The organism is Vreelandella sp. 2A-K22 (assembly GCF_054065485.1).
On record NZ_JBSUGC010000014.1, the window covers coordinates 83891 to 100388 of the forward strand.

General features: G+C 53.5%; 16 protein-coding genes. 11 read left to right on the plus strand and 5 right to left on the minus strand.

What is annotated here, in order from left to right; translation table 11 throughout:
* The first annotated feature begins 195 nt into the window (after nt 1-195).
* Nucleotides 196-2001: a putative bifunctional diguanylate cyclase/phosphodiesterase gene (locus tag ACW17M_RS18435; protein WP_457547923.1), complete on the plus strand. Its 1806-nt coding sequence runs from the start codon at nt 196-198 to the stop codon at nt 1999-2001.
* Here ACW17M_RS18435 and ACW17M_RS18440 read toward each other — a convergent pair.
* Nucleotides 1998-2639, minus strand: a complete 642-nt coding sequence (locus tag ACW17M_RS18440; protein WP_457547924.1) for a putative metalloprotease CJM1_0395 family protein — start codon at nt 2637-2639, stop codon at nt 1998-2000. The genes ACW17M_RS18435 and ACW17M_RS18440 overlap by 4 nt on opposite strands.
* 135 nt (nt 2640-2774) lie before the next feature.
* Here ACW17M_RS18440 and ACW17M_RS18445 point away from each other — a divergent pair, with 135 nt between their 5' ends.
* From ACW17M_RS18445 to ACW17M_RS18465, 5 genes are all read left to right on the plus strand, one after another.
* Entirely contained in the window at nt 2775-3002 is a 228-nt protein-coding gene (locus ACW17M_RS18445; RefSeq protein ID WP_022520746.1) for a DUF2835 family protein, read from the plus strand.
* Nucleotides 3003-3009: 7 nt separating this feature from the next.
* Nucleotides 3010-3417, plus strand: coding sequence for a hypothetical protein (locus ACW17M_RS18450; RefSeq protein WP_022520745.1), 408 nt, complete (start codon nt 3010-3012; stop codon nt 3415-3417).
* Between the two features lie 127 nt (nt 3418-3544).
* Entirely contained in the window at nt 3545-4120 is a 576-nt protein-coding gene (locus ACW17M_RS18455; protein WP_009287898.1) for an antibiotic biosynthesis monooxygenase, read from the plus strand.
* Nucleotides 4121-4274: 154 nt separating this feature from the next.
* The gene (locus tag ACW17M_RS18460; protein WP_027958206.1) at nt 4275-4946 is read left to right on the plus strand and encodes a glutathione S-transferase; all 672 of its coding nucleotides are present in this window, start codon (nt 4275-4277) and stop codon (nt 4944-4946) included.
* 9 nt (nt 4947-4955) lie between these two features.
* Entirely contained in the window at nt 4956-6794 is a 1839-nt protein-coding gene (locus ACW17M_RS18465; RefSeq protein ID WP_041158981.1) for a putative bifunctional diguanylate cyclase/phosphodiesterase, read from the plus strand.
* Nucleotides 6795-6891: 97 nt separating this feature from the next.
* Here ACW17M_RS18465 and nhaD read toward each other — a convergent pair whose 3' ends face one another.
* On the minus strand, nt 6892-8370 hold the full coding sequence (nhaD, locus tag ACW17M_RS18470; RefSeq protein WP_009287900.1) for a sodium:proton antiporter NhaD: 1479 nt from the start codon (nt 8368-8370) through the stop codon (nt 6892-6894).
* A 450-nt stretch (nt 8371-8820) separates the two neighbouring features.
* Here nhaD and ACW17M_RS18475 point away from each other — a divergent pair, with 450 nt between their 5' ends.
* Complete coding sequence (locus tag ACW17M_RS18475; RefSeq protein WP_022520741.1) at nt 8821-9798, plus strand: TAXI family TRAP transporter solute-binding subunit; 978 nt, start codon at nt 8821-8823, stop codon at nt 9796-9798.
* 89 nt (nt 9799-9887) lie between these two features.
* Nucleotides 9888-11687 (plus strand): TRAP transporter permease, encoded by a 1800-nt coding sequence (locus ACW17M_RS18480; RefSeq protein ID WP_457547925.1) that lies wholly within the window; start codon nt 9888-9890, stop codon nt 11685-11687.
* Nucleotides 11688-11696: 9 nt separating this feature from the next.
* Here ACW17M_RS18480 and ACW17M_RS18485 read toward each other — a convergent pair whose 3' ends face one another.
* The gene (locus ACW17M_RS18485; protein WP_457547926.1) at nt 11697-12254 is read right to left on the minus strand and encodes a hypothetical protein; all 558 of its coding nucleotides are present in this window, start codon (nt 12252-12254) and stop codon (nt 11697-11699) included.
* A gap of 86 nt (nt 12255-12340) precedes the next feature.
* Nucleotides 12341-13297 (minus strand): calcium/sodium antiporter, encoded by a 957-nt coding sequence (locus ACW17M_RS18490; RefSeq protein WP_009287904.1) that lies wholly within the window; start codon nt 13295-13297, stop codon nt 12341-12343.
* 369 nt (nt 13298-13666) lie between these two features.
* On the opposite strand from ACW17M_RS18490, the gene ACW17M_RS18495 reads away from it, so the two are divergent.
* The 3 genes from ACW17M_RS18495 to ACW17M_RS18505 all read left to right on the plus strand — a co-directional run bounded on the left by ACW17M_RS18495 (nt 13667) and on the right by ACW17M_RS18505 (nt 15423).
* Nucleotides 13667-13873 carry a cold-shock protein gene (locus ACW17M_RS18495; protein ID WP_007111857.1) on the plus strand — a complete coding sequence of 69 codons (207 nt, stop codon included), beginning with the start codon at nt 13667-13669 and terminating at the stop codon, nt 13871-13873.
* Nucleotides 13874-14140: 267 nt separating this feature from the next.
* The gene (locus tag ACW17M_RS18500; RefSeq protein ID WP_422155784.1) at nt 14141-14866 is read left to right on the plus strand and encodes a metal-binding protein ZinT; all 726 of its coding nucleotides are present in this window, start codon (nt 14141-14143) and stop codon (nt 14864-14866) included.
* A 158-nt stretch (nt 14867-15024) separates the two neighbouring features.
* On the plus strand, nt 15025-15423 hold the full coding sequence (locus ACW17M_RS18505) for a lysozyme inhibitor LprI family protein (RefSeq protein WP_190374117.1): 399 nt from the start codon (nt 15025-15027) through the stop codon (nt 15421-15423).
* 48 nt (nt 15424-15471) lie between these two features.
* On the opposite strand, the gene ACW17M_RS18510 is transcribed toward ACW17M_RS18505, so the two are convergent.
* On the minus strand, nt 15472-16278 hold the full coding sequence (locus tag ACW17M_RS18510; RefSeq protein ID WP_457547927.1) for a LuxR C-terminal-related transcriptional regulator: 807 nt from the start codon (nt 16276-16278) through the stop codon (nt 15472-15474).
* Nucleotides 16279-16498: the final 220 nt, after the last annotated feature.

Below are 16498 nucleotides of genomic sequence, written 5' to 3' on the forward strand. Positions count from 1 at the left end.
CCTGTCATTATATTGAGCAAACTCTTTAACTAATTACCTCGTCAGCCGATAAGGTACTTTGCAGTGCAAAGTACCTTCGCCGTCATAGGGTGTTATTATGCCTAGCAATACTACTGTCTTCATAATAACGGCTCTATATAACAACGAACCTATATAGCGACGGCTCTATAAAAACGACGAGGAGAGCAAAGACATATGTATGAATCCTTGAATTTATCGAAGGAACAGTCTTTGTCTCAACAGCACTCCCAGTCATCGCCTTCACTGCCCCGCTCGAACGCGATGCCAACGGCATCTGTAAGCCATGCGGCGTCACCCGCTGAATCGGTATTTAGTTACGCCAACGAAGCGATCATTATTACTGATGCGGAAAATCGGGTGGTGGAGGTGAACCCCGCTTTTTGTGAATTAACGGGGATTACGCAGGGCGATGTACAGGGCAAAACACCAGAAGCGTTCAGCATTTTACCGCTGGACGATAGCCGCACCACGCGGTTGATGCGGGAAGAGCTGCAGTTGCGTGACCGTAGCAAAAGCCAGGTGAGCTACCGTAGTCACGATGGCCAGTTTTATCCCGGCATGATGTCGATCAATCGTGTGCGCAATGAGCACGGCGAGATCGATCACCATGTGATTGTGCTCGCAGATCTTTCGGCCATTCCGGCCCATGCCCGCCACCTTAATCGAGAAGTCTACTTTGATGCCCTCACGGGGCTACCCAACCTGCAACTGCTGACGCAGTTGATTCAAGAGTCCATGCAGCATGCAGAAGCCAAGCAGCTCCCCTTGGCGGTGTGTTCGCTGGATATCGACTTCTTCAAAAATATTAATGACCGGCTGGGTCCCACCGTAGGCGATGCGCTGCTGTCTTCTTTTTCACAGCGCATCAGCCATCTGCTGTTTGGCGATGACGTGCTGGCGCGGGTGGGTGGCGATGAGTTCGTGCTGTTACTGCACCACGGTGTCGACGATGACTTTTTCGAGAAGTTGCTGGGCTCCATTCGACAACCGATGATGATTGAGGGCCAGAGTGTTCATCTGACGGCGAGCCTGGGGGTTACGCTCTACCCTAATGACCACGTTCAGGGCGATGTGCTGCTGCGGCATGCCAATCAGGCCATGTATCGTGCCAAACAGCGTGGCCGCGACACGTTCCACCTGTTTGACCCTAACCATGACCGCTTGCTGCAGGTGCGCCATGAGCAGCGCCAGCGTTTTATTGATGCCCTCACTCACAATGAGCTGTGCCTTTACTATCAGCCCCAGGTCGACATGCGCAGTGGCAAAGTGGTCGGTCTAGAGGCGCTGATTCGTTGGCAGCACCCTGAAGATGGGCTGCTGGCACCTGGGCAGTTTTTACCCATCATCGATACCACGCCATTGGAGGTGGATCTTGGCGAGTGGGTCATTGAACGAGCGCTGCGTCAGTTGAGTGAGTGGCAAGTTCAGGGCATCGCGCTGCCGATCAATGTGAATATAAGCCCTACGCATCTGTTAGTGAGTGATTTTAGCCAGCGGCTTGGCGAGTTATTGGCACGCTACCCTGATGTACCGCCCGTAATGCTCAAGCTCGAAGTGCTGGAGAGCGCCGCAATGCACGATATCCAGGCTGCGCTGCAAAATATGGCGCGCTGCCAGTCGCTGGGGGTGAGTTTTGCTATTGATGATTTTGGCACCGGGTTTTCGTCGTTAACCCATCTGCGGCAGTTGCCGGTCAGCCTGATCAAAATTGATCAGAGCTTTGTCCGCGATATGCTCACCGATCAGGATGATATGGCGATTGTAGAAAGCGTCATTTACATGGCTAATCGCTTTAAGCGGCCCATGCTGGCAGAGGGGGTAGAAACCTTAGACCATGCCAAAGCCTTGATGGCGCTAGGCTGCGATTTAGCCCAAGGCTATGGTATTGCGCGGCCTATGCCCGCCGAGGCATTACCTACCTGGTTGGCAAATTGGCCTAGCCGTGAAGAGTGGAGCTCTCTTGCGCTAGCGGACAATTAAGCGGCTTGTTCCTCTGAAGGTTGCTTGTTAGCGGCTGATTCATCAGCAGAAGAAGTTGCCTCGGCGCCGTTGCTGCGGGCTTGCTCCATTTCACTGCGCTGCATGGACGCTTCGAGCTTGGCTTCCAACAAGTACTGACGCGCTTGGGCAGCCACTTGATGATCTTTGGGAGAGGGATCTGCAGGCGCCATGGCTGCGGCGATCACGGTTTGCATTTTTTCGATAGTGGCTTGGGGGTCATTGGGTACCGGGCCATAATCGATCGGTACTTCTCCCGCGACCGCGTAGCGCTTGCCATCGGGGCCAACTTCATACTCGTAGCTGGCGCCGCCTGCATAGGCACCGCCCACGGTTTGGTGCGCCATCTCGTGCTGGCGAACTTCGCGGTCGTTCTGTTTAAGCTGGTCTAGTAGCCGAATCTCATCCGGCGCCATGGGCGTACCGTCAGCCCGTTTGGGGCCAGCCTCGGCACTGCTGCTCTCTTCACTAGCACTAGTCGTTTTTGGGTCGTCGGTAGACGCCGTATCTTCTTCTAGAGCACGGCCTTTAGCGGCTTGCTCAACGCGCGGGGACATTGTATTCGCTGAAGGGTACGTCCCGGCAGCGTGAGAAACAGTGCTAATGGAAGAAACGGCCATAGGTCATTACCGACTAAGTACGAGTTGGGATACCATGAAGTATTAGCGAGCAACGCCGACAGTGCAAGTTTGCGCTGTGCGATGCCAACACTTTTCTGACACGATGCCAGCCTATGCCAAGTCTATCCCTGCCCTATGCAAACCATTGATGTGGTCATTAATCTTAATTATGATGAATGTCTAGCCCATTACGAAGGGCGTATCGCCAACGTGCGAACCCGCAGCGTAGATGGCCGTTGGGTGATATTTCCCGCCGAAGCAATTCGGCGGGTGGTGGGCCGGGACGGTGTGCGCGGTATTTATCGATTAAGTTTTTCTGAGCAGGGCCGATTTATTAGCATTGACCCCTTAACCGGACGTTGAACCGCCTATGCACCGCCATGGAACACCGATCACTTTAAATGACCTCATTTATTCCATTATTCCTAATTTAAACAGTGCTGAAAAGTTAGTTTTCGCTACGTTAGAAAGCTTGATCGAAGCCGCTTCAAATCCTTTGGACATCCTTAAACGCACCGATCAACGCCAAGCGTTTGGTCTGGAAGTTCATCGTATACGCATCAACCTGGAGCACCTGCTCGACCGTTACCGCACCGAGTTAGAGGCTGTGCTGCGTAGCGAAGGTGAGTATACCGGCCCGGTAGTAGAGCCCGACGCCCAAGAGGCCGATGCCATTCGCAGCGCTGTGGATATCTATGTTCATGTATGCGCCTTTCAACGCGGCGAGCGCCCCCACCCTGTGCCTGGGCGCGAATCCATGTCGCGCCAACGGGTATAGCGCATCATTCATCACATGGCATCAACATTGCTTGTATAATGTGCCAATTGGACTTTCAGGGTTATCCCCTTGAAAGCAAACAGCCTGCCTACCCGGCGCTGGCTGTCGACACATTAGGAGATATACCATGTCTGCCTCACCCGTCACGTTGATGGTGGCTCGTCGCGTTGAGCACGGCCGCTACGCCGATTTTAATCGTTGGCTTAATGAAGGGCGCGAACTGGCGGCCGACTTCGCTGGCTACCTCGGTTCTGGCGTACTGTCGCCACCGGCTGATGACGATGAATACCAGATTATATTCCGCTTTAGCAGCAGCGAGACCTTAGCCGCTTGGGAGCACTCCGCTTCACGGCATGCGTGGTTGGCGCGTGGTAAAGGCTTATATGAGGCGCCCCATGAGCACCGGGCCACCGGGTTGGATGCGTGGTTTCAAACCGGCAGCAGTGCACCGCCGCGCTGGAAGCAGGCCGTGGCTGTCTGGCTGGCTTTCTTTCCTATCTCGCTGATCTTTCAGTTTGTGTTCGGCGGCGTATTGGCCGATTGGGCGTTGCTGCCGCGGGTGGTGGTGAGTACCCTAATGCTGACGCCAGTGATGGTATTTGTGTTTATTCCGCTCTCTATGCGTTTACTAGCGCCCTGGCTGCAAGGTAAGTGGTCACCGCTGGATCTGCTGGCGCGTTGGCGCCATGCGCACCGTTTATAACGCACCTAATTAATAAGCATTAATTTTGACGTTGCGTTGATACTAATGCTCCTATGATGATGGGCTTTATGGTACTAAGCTAAATGTGCCATTAGAAAAGGAATACGTGTCGCCAGTGCAATGCTGGCGCGCGACTCAGCCCCACGGAGTGTTTATGATCCACGTTCACCATCTGGAAAAGTCTCGTTCGCATCGCATCCTGTGGCTACTTGAAGCCCTTGAACTGGACTACGAGTTGGTGGTTTACCAACGCGATGGCAAAACCCAGCAAGCGCCAGATTCGCTGAAAAAAATTCACCCGCTGGGTAAATCTCCGGTGATTACCGACGGCGATTTTACCGTGGCCGAATCAGGCGCCATCATAGATTACCTTGTTCAACGCTATGGGCAGGGGCGCTGTCAGCCTCCCATCGGTGATATGAGTGCGTGGGTGGACTACCGCTACTGGTTGCACTATGCCGAAGGGTCACTAATGCCGCTGCTGGTGATGCAGCTTGTGTTTAGTCAAATTCCCAAACAGTCGCCCTGGCTGATTAAGCCACTGGCTAAGGGAATTAGCGATACGGTAAGCAAGCGCTTCTTAGCACCGCAGCTTAAACAGCACCTGAACTTCATAAACCAGCACTTGTTGGCGCAGGGTAATTTTGCCGGGCCGTGGCCCAGTGGTGCTGATATTCAAATGAGTTTCCCGTTACAGGCCATGGCCGCCGTGCAGTCGTTGGAAAAGTATCCTGCCATCGCTGCGTTTGTGTCACGTATTGAAAAAGACGCTGCCTGGCAGCGAGTGGTCGAGCGGGCGGGCCCGCTGACCATGCCTGGCCAGTGAACAGCCACTATGTACTATTTTGCCTCGTCTGCAGCTCTTCCGGCGGAGCTTCTGCGCAGCATTGACAGCTACTTGGGGCGATGGGGCATCGCCTTGCTGCTTGTGTTCCTTCTTTTGGCGCTGCTGGGCAACCTGTTGCTCAAGCGGCGCATGCAGCATAACCGGGCGTTACTGCAATCCAATAAAGAGATGCTGGCGACTATTCTGGATAGCGTCGATGCCTTTATCTATATCAAATCCCCAAGCTTGGAGTATCAATACGTTAATCGTCGCATGAGCGATCTATTTGGCCTGCCTGCCGACAAAATTATCGGTAAGCGCGATGCGGCGTTTTTTGATGCCGGGAGCGCTGCGGAAATCAACCAGGTTGATCGCAACGTATTAGATTCGGGGAAAAAAGTAACGGTAGAAGAGAGCAACGTTTTGCGGGGTGAAAGCCAGGTAAGAACGTTCTTATCGATTAAAATGCCGCTTTCCATGTCCCCAGGCGCACCTCCCTCCCTGTGCGGTATTTCGACCGAGCTGACTGACTACCTCGAAATGCAGTCACGCACCCACTACCTAGCCTTCTATGACTCGCTAACCGGGCTGCCCAATCGGCGGCTACTGATGGACTCCTTAACGGCTACCATTGATCATGATGAGTGGACTATATTTTTCAGTGCGGTACTGGTGATCGACCTGGATAATTTTCGCTTAGTGAATGATATTCAGGGCCATGAGAGTGGTGACCAGCTTTTGGTCAGCGTGGCTGAACAGCTACGCCAGCGGCTTGATGAAGAGGTAACGCTAGCCCGCTTCAGTAGCGATGAGTTTGTGGTGCTGATCAAGAACCTGGGCGAGGAACAAAAAGACGCCGCACTAAAAGCCGAGCGTGTGGGGCGGCAACTGCTGGAAGTCATTGCGCAATTAAGAAGCAGTCACTCGTTACCAATCAGTGCCAGCATTGGCATTTCGCTGTTTACGGGAGCTGGCGAGTACAGTATGGATAGCGTGCTGCAACAGGCAGATATGGCGTTGCAGCAGGCGAAAAGCGCGGGCGGCAATACGCTGCGCTTTTTTAACAGCGAAATGCAGACCAGCGTATTGGAACGGGCCAGTTTAGAAGCCGATTTGCATCAGGCGCTCAAGCGCAACGAGCTGGCGCTGCATTACCAAGTGCAGGTCGACCATCAGGGCGTGACTACCGGCGTTGAAGCGCTGCTGCGGTGGTATCATCCTCAGCGTGGCTGGGTATCCCCCGCAACGTTTATCCCGCTTGCGGAAGAGAATCGGTTGATTGTGCCGATCGGTTACTGGGTGCTGCGGTCAGCTTGCGAGCAGCTAGCGAAATGGTCTCATCAACCGGCCTATGCGCCGTTAAGTATTTCCGTCAACGTGAGTTCAGTGCAGTTTCAGCAGCCGGAGTTTGTACGTGATGTTGAAGAGCTATTAGCAGAAACCCTGGCGCCGCCGAACCGCTTGGTGCTTGAAGTCACCGAGAGCCTGTTGATGCACGAGCCGGTGAGGGTGCGTAGCACGATGTTGAAACTGCGTGCTAGGGGGATTCGCTTTGCGTTGGATGACTTTGGTACCGGTTACTCATCGCTGAGTTACCTGAAGCGCTTACCGCTGGATGAATTGAAAATTGACCAATCGTTTATTCGCGAGCTGCTGACCGATAAGACAGACGCAGCGATTGTCGATACCACGATTCTACTTGCGGTAAGTTTAGGCTTAACCGTGGTCGCGGAAGGAGTGGAGAAAAAAGAGCAGTTCGATTGGCTAAGAGGCCACGGCTGTTACCGCTATCAGGGCTATCTATTTGGCCGCCCGACACCCATTGAGTATCTTTTCGAAAGCTATTAAACGGCTATACCAAAACCCCTTTCCAGCACGCTGAAAAGGGGTAAAGAGATACAAGGAAAAGAAGAAATAGTGCCATCTATTTCTCTTTTGATCGGGCTTAGCTGAAGAGCGTAAAGCTCTCAGCGTTGAGCCACATATGCACCAGAATACTGGCGATGTAGCCGAGCAGAATAACCGGCGACCAGCGCAAGTGGCCCATAAAAGTATAGGAACCCCTTGCCTGACCCATAACCGCCACACCGGCCGCGGAGCCTATCGATAGTAGGCTGCCCCCGACGCCAGCGGTTAAGGTAATCAGCAGCCACTGACCATGGGACATATCAGGCTCCATGGTCAGCACCGCAAACATCACGGGGATGTTGTCCACCACGGCCGAAACAACACCTAATACAATGTTCGCCGCAGTAGCATTCCAACCGGTATACAGCGCTTCTGACAGCAAGCCGAGATAGCCCATAAAACCCAGCCCGCCAACGCACATAACGACGCCGTAGAAGAACAGCAATGTATCCCACTCGGCCCGCGCTACGCGGTTGAAGACGTCAAACGGCACCACGCTACCCAATTGCTCCAGCTTGCGGTTGTCCCCTTGCCGGCTATAACGCTCGCGCTTGCGCTCCAGCGAGCGCGGCAGGCTGCGGCGCAGGTAGTAACCAAAGAACTGCAAGTAGCCCAGGCCGGTCATCATGCCCAACACCGGCGGTAGGTGGAGCACAACGTGACACAGTACGGCGGTCACGATCGTCAATAAAAACAGTAGCACAATGCGCCGGGCGCCACGCTTCATCCACACATCTTCATAAACACTTGCGGGCTTTTCATCCTTGATAAACAGGCTCATGATAGAGGCAGGAATCAGGAAGTTGACCAGGGCGGGGAAGAACAGAATAAAGAACTCCTGGAACTCCACCATGCCCGCTTGCCATACCATTAGAGTGGTGATATCGCCAAAGGGACTAAACGCACCCCCCGCGTTGGCGGCCACCACGATATTGATACAGGCCAGGTTGATATAGCGCTGGTTGCCTTCGGCCACCTTGGTCACCACCGCGCACATCAAGAGTGCGGTGGTAAGGTTGTCGGCAATGGGGGATAACACAAAGGCGAGACCGCCGGTCAGCCAAAAAAGGGTTCGGTAGTTAAAGCCTTTACGCAGCATCCAGGAACGCAATGCATCGAAGACCCGACGCTCTTCCATGGCATTGATATAGGTCATGGCCACCAGCAAGAACAGCATCAGCTCGGTGAACTCCAACAGCGTGACGCGGAAAGCGTACTCAGACGCGTCCGACATGCCGTTTTGGACATACACCCAGCCGATGAGGCTCCAGATGATACCGGCTGCCACCAACACCGGTTTAGACTTGCGCATATGGATCTTTTCTTCCGCCATGACTAATGCATACGCCAGGACGAAAATCGCAACAGCAAAAAAGCCAACGGTAGAGGTGGTTAGATCTAGTTCACCGGTCACTGCAAATGCACTGGGACTTACGCCTAATAGTAAGGCCGCTAACAAAAAAAGCCAGCGACGATATAATCGAGGCTGGCAAGAGGGTTGGCACAACGTAGGCATGTGACGTTCTTCCTCATGGTTAAGTTGTCAGGAGTGGTATAAAAGCGGCCTCATTTTATCAGTCTATATTGCGCCGCAATACCTTATTAAAACGAACGGAAGTAGTTCTTCTTAAGGTAATAGCATCTTTTTTTAGGAAATTAATCTTTTAGGTAATGGTAAATCGTGCAGTAATAGTTTTATAAAAAAGTTAATAGCGGTTTAAGAATTATACTATTGACGCATAGCATTGTTGAAAAAGATTCAGAATTTATATCTTTTTAAGCTAATATTAGATGTCAATAAAACACCCTGGAGGGCATGGGGAGGGCGACCGCGGAGAGTGCCTGTCCGAGGGCAGTCGTGCTATTTTAATGCGCTCCACGCTCTCAGCTTGGTCATATAACAACTGGGTAAGATAAAAACGAGGCCGATTAGAAGTGGCCGCTGGATACGTTGAGGAATATAACGATGCGCAATCCCTTTCGCTCCCTACACCGCACGCTTTTCGTCTCGGCTACTACGTTAGTGCTGACAGGTGCCGCCTTCTCCGCCCACGCAGAAACGCGTGTGACCTATAAATCGGCTTCAGCGGGTACTGCCTATTATCAAATGGGCGTAGAACTCTCAGAAGCGATTCGCCAGGGAACCGATGACGCTATCATCCTTACCCTGGAAGAAAGCCAGGGTTCGGTACAGAACGTGATGGAAGTCATGGCTCGCCAGGGCAACTATGTATTTACCACGCCGCCCGCGTTAGTCGATCAGGCCATGGGTGGGGAGGGTGCCTTTGCCGAGCGTCAGAATCCGCGTTTTCAAGAGATCCGGGGGTTGTTCCCGATCCCCTCTATCACCATGCACTTTGTATTAGCGGGTGATGACGGTGTGACCGATATTTCCACACTGGAAGGCAAGCACTTATTGATTGGTCGAGGCACCTTTGGCGCCCGTGAAGCGGCTCGTTACCTGGAACTGTTTGGCCTGGAAGAGAGCGTGAAAATTGCCGATGCAGCGATGGGCAGCGGCCCCGATGCACTTAAAAACGGCCAGATTGATGGCTTTGTGACCGCCAGTTCCTTTCCCTCACCCAATGTGATTGAGACAGCTGCCAGCATGCCGGTGACCTTGGTTAGCCTGACAGACCAACAAATCGAGCAAACGGGAGCGCCACGCCAAACGATCCCCGGCGGCACTTATCCCGGCGTGGATAAAGACGTTGAAACCACATCGCTACCGGTGATCGCCTACACCACAACGTATATGGACGATGACACCGCCTACACGCTGACCAAAACGTTTTGGGAGCGCCGCGACGCCATGGCCGAAGAGGCGGCGTGGTGGAGCAGTATTAGCCCTGATATGTTGGAAAACATGACTGGCACGCTTCACCCAGGCGCGCTGCGTTACTACGAGGAAGCGGGTATCGAGGTACCTGACGCGCTGCGCTAGTCGTTTTCTTCCATTATCCATCTTCTTGCTGCCACGGTGCTTGCGCTGTGGCAGTCCTGTATTGATGCAGTATTGATAGGCAGTGTGGCATGCGTGTTTTTACCTCTTCACAGGCGTCGAGCCCTGAGGATGATCGCTCAGTAGCGCCTGGCTGGATGGCGTTAGGCGCGGTCAGTGTAATATTCCATCTTGGCTTGATTTTTTATGGCTTAACGCCTGCGCTGGTCAGCCGGCCGCTGCATATGGCGCTGCTGTTGCCATGGGTACTGATTTATATGGCCAATACACCAGCGCAGCGAGTCAGCGGCTGGCTGCTGACGGTATTGGGTGTTGCTGCCTGTGGCTATATTGCGTTTAACGAAGCTGCGCTAGCCAACCAGTACGGCTTTATTGATACCCACCTACAGATGGGGATTGGCCTGTTTTTGATTGCTCTAGCGCTTGAAGCGGCGCGCCGAGCCATCGGTTGGCCTCTGCCGCTGGTTGCCTTGCTGGCGTTGATGTATGGCGCCTTCGGTCAATATATTCCAGGCGCTTTTGGTCACCCTGGGCTGCCGCTGGCCAGTATGGTGGGTACGCTCACGATTGCCGAAGGCGGATTATGGGGTTCGCTGACGGGGGTAAGCGTCAGTGTGGTGGCGATTTTTGTGATTTTCGGCGCGGTGCTCAATGCGGGAGAGGCGGGCCAGGGCTTTATGAACCTAGCCAGTGCGGTGGCGGGGCGGCTCACCGGTGGGGCCGCTAAAGTGGCGGTGATTTCGTCGGCGCTGATGGGCTCTATCTCCGGCTCGGCGTCTGCCAACGTCGCTTCCACTGGGGCAATTACCATTCCCTCCATGGTGCGCCTGCGTTACCCGCGTTCGCTGGCGGGTGCGGTGGAAGCCGTTGCCTCCTCCGGCGGGCAAATTATGCCGCCGCTGATGGGCGCCGGGGCATTCGTGATGGTGGAACTGACGGGCACGCCCTATACCCAGATCATGGCCGCGGCGATGCTTCCAGCGGTGCTGTACTTTTTGACGGTCTGGGTGGGTATTAATGCCTATGCGACCCGGCATGATCTAAAGCCCGTGGCCGAAAGCGAGCGACCCAACGCGAAAGAGGTGCTGATTACCTCGCTGTTTTTTGCCATCCCCTTCGTGCTGCTGTTAGAGCGCATCTTTAATGGCGGTTTTACCCCTCAGTACGCCGCCAGTGTTGCGATTTTCGCGGGCATTGCGCTGCTCTTCTTTAACGTGACGCTGCGCTTTTCGCTCCCCGGCTTTGCCACCCGTTTATCCGACGCAGTGGTCACCGCTGGGCGTCAGATTGCCGTCATTGGTTCCATTATTCTATGTGCCTCGCTGGTAGTCGGCGTGCTGTCGTTGACAGGGTTGGGCGTCAAGATCACCTCGGGCATTCTATCGCTCTCCAACGACATGCTCTGGCCAGCCTTGCTACTAACGGCGCTCGCCTGCTTGATTTTAGGCATGGAGGTGCCCACCACCGCCGCCTATGTGATTTGTGTCTCTGTCGCCGGGCCTGCCCTGACCTCGCTAGGTTTGGAACCGCTTCTGGCGCACCTTTTTGTCTTTTGGTACGCGCTGCTCTCGACGATCACGCCGCCGGTGTGTGGCGGCGTGTTCATTGCTGCGGGCATGGTGGGGGAGAACTGGCTAAAAGTCGCATTCAAAGCCATGGCGTTAGGAATAGGGCTGTATATTATTCCTTTAGCCATGGTGGCCAACCCAGAGATGATCCAACTGGCCTTCAATCCTTCCGGCGCCTTGTTGTATGCGCTAAAAGTGGCGATTGGTTTAGGGGCGATCTCTTACGGGGTGATTGTACGAAAAGCACTTTGGCAGCGGAGCGCGTTGGCCGTGGGAGGGATTATCCTGATCTTTGTGGTTTAGCCCGGTTGTTTAAACGTCAGCGTCTAACCGTAGCGGCGAAGAGGCTGCTAGTGGAGTGGTGGCAAACATTACCCAGGTATCCAGCGCAGGCCCCAGTGATTGCACCAAACGCAGTTGCTCGGGGGCTTGGCCTAGCACCTCTTCAGCGCAAATGCCCGCCTCAAAACGTCCCGCAAGAAGCCCTTCTGCCACCGCCACTGTGGTGGGGGCGTCTATGATCTCTGTATAGGCCGTTAAGTCGGTGTAGTAGCGGGTCGCTGGTTGTAGCGCTACTTGGGTGGGGCGAACAGAGTCGCGCTGGGCAATCAGCGCCAGCGGCTTGCTGCCCGCTATAAAGGTGTCTACGGGATAGGCTCGATGCATATAGCGGCCCACGCAGTCGCTATGCGTTGCATGGGCGGTGCACTGTAGAACGTGGCTCACATGACCCGCGAGGAGCGCCTGAAAGGCCGCTTCAAACTGGCTAAACAGAGTCACGCTGCCTTCGCCTGAGCAACGCATTCTGAGATAGCGCTTGGCAATCAGTTCATGGTTATTGCCACTAGGCCCCAAGGTTGCAATGTGCACGGTGACGTTTCTCCACGATAAACAATCAAGTCATTGAGCCAAAAACGATGGGTTTTTGGCTCGGCGCAATCAACGACTAGGCCATCTCAAAAGATCGTAAAGCTTAACGCTATATAAGCGGCATAGCCTGCAAGCAGTGCGGCTCCCTCCCAGCGCGACAGGCGCATACCGGTATACAAAAACAGCACCAGTATGCCAGCGGCTCCCAGCATTACCCATTGGTCAAACAGGGCCACGCGTGGCGCAAGGGGTAGCGGCTGTAAAAACGCGGAGATACCCAGGATGCCTAACAGGTTGAAAATATTGCTACCCAGAATATTCCCGATGGCAACATCCGCATGACGTCGTAACGCAGCAACCACCGACACGGCCATCTCCGGCAGTGAGGTACCAACGGCGACGATGGTTAAACCGATGACTGCTTCGGAAATGCCCATGGCCTGGGCCAACCCAATGGCGCCATATAAGAGTAGCTGTGACCCGCCAATCAGCATGCCCAAGCCAATCACTAACGCTACGACGATCATCCAGCCTGTAGTGGGTAGTTTGGTCATCTCCTCCGCTTCTGAAGCGTGCATTTCCGCCGCGGGAATGTGCTGACGGCTTTCACTTAAGTAGGCCCAAACAAGATAGCCGACCAGGCCCGCTATAAAAATTGCTGCATCGATGCGACCCAGTGCGCCGCCGAAGGAGAGCCCAATAAACAGCAGGCTGGCCAACACCACGACCAGCCCATCCCGGCGCAGTGCTAAAGGCTGAACCACCATTGGGCAAATAACCGCGCATAGGCCTAGAATCAATAAGATATTGCCGATATTGCTGCCCACGATGTTGCCAACCGCAATGTCAGGCTGCTGGTTAATCGCGGCATCAATCGAGACGACAAGTTCAGGGGCCGAGGTGCCAAAACCAACCACCACCAACCCTGTTAACAGTGGCGAGACGCCGACTCTTCGCGCACCCGCCACCGCGCCGCGGATAAGCGACTCCCCTCCAAGTGTCAAAAGGGCGATACCCGCCAATAAACTAAGTCCGTATAGCATGTTGAAACCTCTTCCAGAATGCTCACCAGGCCGCGAATGAAGCGGGTTTTAGCGAGCAAGCAAAGCGCGCCAGGCGGTCGGATTAGTAGTGCCTGGCTCATTGGCAAGATTAAGGCTATTTTTGCGAATTTGCGCGGTTTTTAAACGGCTATAAGAGGCAGAGCAACAAATTAAAAAGCACAAAGGCTTTGACCTGCGACTGCCCACGTGGCAGGATGTCGGCAGTTAGTAAGTTAGCAAGCAAGCATGGTTCCAGAAACATTCGAATTCTTTCGGTAGTCTGTAATTGTATTCCTTGTTCTACTCACTATTTATCTGGGTAATACCAGGATTTCTACAATTCGCGACTTGCGAAAAGGATTTAATATCATGGCAACTGGCACAGTTAAGTGGTTCAACGATTCTAAAGGTTTCGGTTTCATTGCTCCTTCTGACGGCAGCGATGACGTTTTTGCTCATTTTTCTGAAATTCAGTCTGATGGCTTCAAAACTCTGCCTGAAGGCGCTAACGTCTCTTTTGACGTTACCCAAGGTCAGAAAGGCCTTCAAGCTTCAAACATTAAGCTGCTTTCTTAATCCTAGCGATTATTTAAGTTCTCGAATCGTTTAGATTCGATGATCGGGCCCCGCTTAGGCGGGGCCCGATGCGTTTGTGCCTGCCAAAAAATATTTTCCATTAAGCACAGCTGCGCCTGTTATTAGATCAGCAAAAGCTCTGCGATCAATTCCTTAGCTTTATAGGTGTTTATTCGCGTAATGTAAAAAACGAGCTTGATTGGTTGGTATGTTATATTGTATCTTTTTTGGCGACTTGTTTCACGAGCAGCCAAAGGAAAACCGAATATGACACCATTGCCACTTAAGGCCGCCAGCGCGCTTGTATTGAGTGCACTGATACTAACGGGCGTTCAAGGCGTTAGCGCCAGCGATCATGACCATGAGCATGATCACGACCATACTCATAACGACCACGACCACGACCACGACCACGACCACGACCACGACCACGACCACGACCACGACCACGACCACGATAGCGATATCTATTCGGGCTATTTTGATGACGACCAGGTTGAGGATCGCACGCTATCTGACTGGGAGGGTGATTGGCAGTCCGTTTATCCCTACCTACAAGATGGCACCCTTGACGAAGTGTTTGCGCATAAAGCAGACAATGGTGACAAGTCCGCCGAAGAGTATAAAGCGTATTACGATACCGGTTATCAAACGGATGTAGAGCGTATCGTTATTGATGGAAGCGACGTCACTTTCTTTGAAAATGGCCAAGAGCGCACGGGTGAATACCAATACGATGGCTATGAAATTTTAACTTACCAAGCCGGTAACCGGGGTGTGCGGTTCATCTACGCGCTTGAAGAAGCATCCGATGATCTACCCCAATACATCCAATTTAGTGACCACAGTATTTACCCCACCGATGCGCATCACTTCCATCTCTATTGGGGCGATGACCGTGAGGCGCTGTTAGAAGAAGTTACCAACTGGCCGACTTATTACCCATACGAGTTGAGCGGTGAAGAGATTGTCGAAGAAATGATTGCGCACTAGCGGTTACCGCCTAAGCGAAAAACATCTTTTGATGTGTACCTAGAAAGCGCTGGCCGAGATGCCAGCGCTTTGCTTTATTAGTACAGGGTAAATACAGCTTCGTGGACATGTTCTAACTTTTTCCGGTTCGGATTTAACCAGCATCAAGAGGTGTCACTATGCGCTTATCGTCTCTCTTTCTGAGTGTCGGGCTTTTGCTATCAAATAGCTTTGCTACCGCGGATGATTCGTGTGCTAGCGCCAATACGCAAACCGAGCTAAACCAGTGCACGGCGCAGGCCTATCAAGCGGCGGATGACGAGCTCAACGCGGTTTACCAAACCGTTGTTAGCCGTCTGGAGGACAATTCAGCGTCACTCGAAAAGCTCAGAGCGGCGCAGCGGGCGTGGATCGGCTTTCGTGATGCTGAGTGCGCGTTTGAAAGTAGTGCTGTGGAAGGCGGTAGCGCCCAACCCATGGTGCGTAACGGCTGTCTGGAAACGCTGACAGCGGAACGTACCGAGCAACTGCGTGAGCATGCTAGTTGTGAAGAGGGCGATCTCAGCTGCTCTCGGTAAACGGCGGTCAAGCGCTAGAATGCAAACCGTTGCCCCGAGGTAAAGGTGTCATCCGTGCTCGGTCAGCCGAGCGAACAGCGGCATAAGCAGCGCGAACAGCTCCGCCTGGGAGGAGATGCAGCACTTGGCGTAGAGTTGGCGGCGGAAGACCTTAACTGTTTGAAGGCTGACGCCCAAGTGTAGGCTGATCGATAGGGATGAGTGGCCTCTTAGAATAAACAGCGCCACCTCCGCCTGGCGCGGGCTTAGCCGGATGCTGTGTTGCTGGTTCAGCGCCTCTCTCAGGCGTTCCTCTAAAGGGGCTGATGCCGCTTTCGTCGCATCGTCAGAGCGGTAATCCTGCCAGTGTTTTTTCAGCAACGAGCTGAGGGTTAATTCGTACTGTTGCAGAACCTCAAGCTCACGCCTGTTAAAGGGCTTACCACTGGAACGATCCCTACCGAAACAGGCGGTTATCGTATCACTCTCAGTGATATTGGCGAAAACCGCTACCTCGTCTAGTAGTGTGGTCTGCTGGTAGTAATTCTTATAGTAATGCGTGCGTCGAAAGTGATCGGGCGCTATATCCCTCAATCGGCGTATACCCTGAACACCGCCTCTGAGGTGCTCGCGGTAAAACGGATCCAGCAGGTAATCTCCCCCTAGATATTGGCTATCCATCGGTAGATAAACGACAGGGTCGGTGTATTCCCGATAGAGCACCGCTGGCCGGTGTTCGCCGTGATAAGCGATGATGATCAAGTTATCGAATGCCGCTAGACGTTTCACCAATGTGGAGAAGTGTTGAGGCAACGCAGGGGTCGCCAACGCCATGAGGGTATTGGCCAGTACTTCGTCAATTTCGCTATGAGTCACCAATTCCACATCCGAAGGCCCATACCACGCTGGGGTTATATACGATCCGATGAGCTGCCAATACCGTTCTAGATAGGTTGGCTACTAGGCATCTCAGTCTAGCTGGACAGCTGCAACGCCAGCAACTGAGGGTTATTAGCCGATCATTAACGGTAGCAAGCTGGTCTAGCCTCGGCGGCTGGCTTGATAAACCACCTCTTCGTTTTGCGCCGGCTCAGCG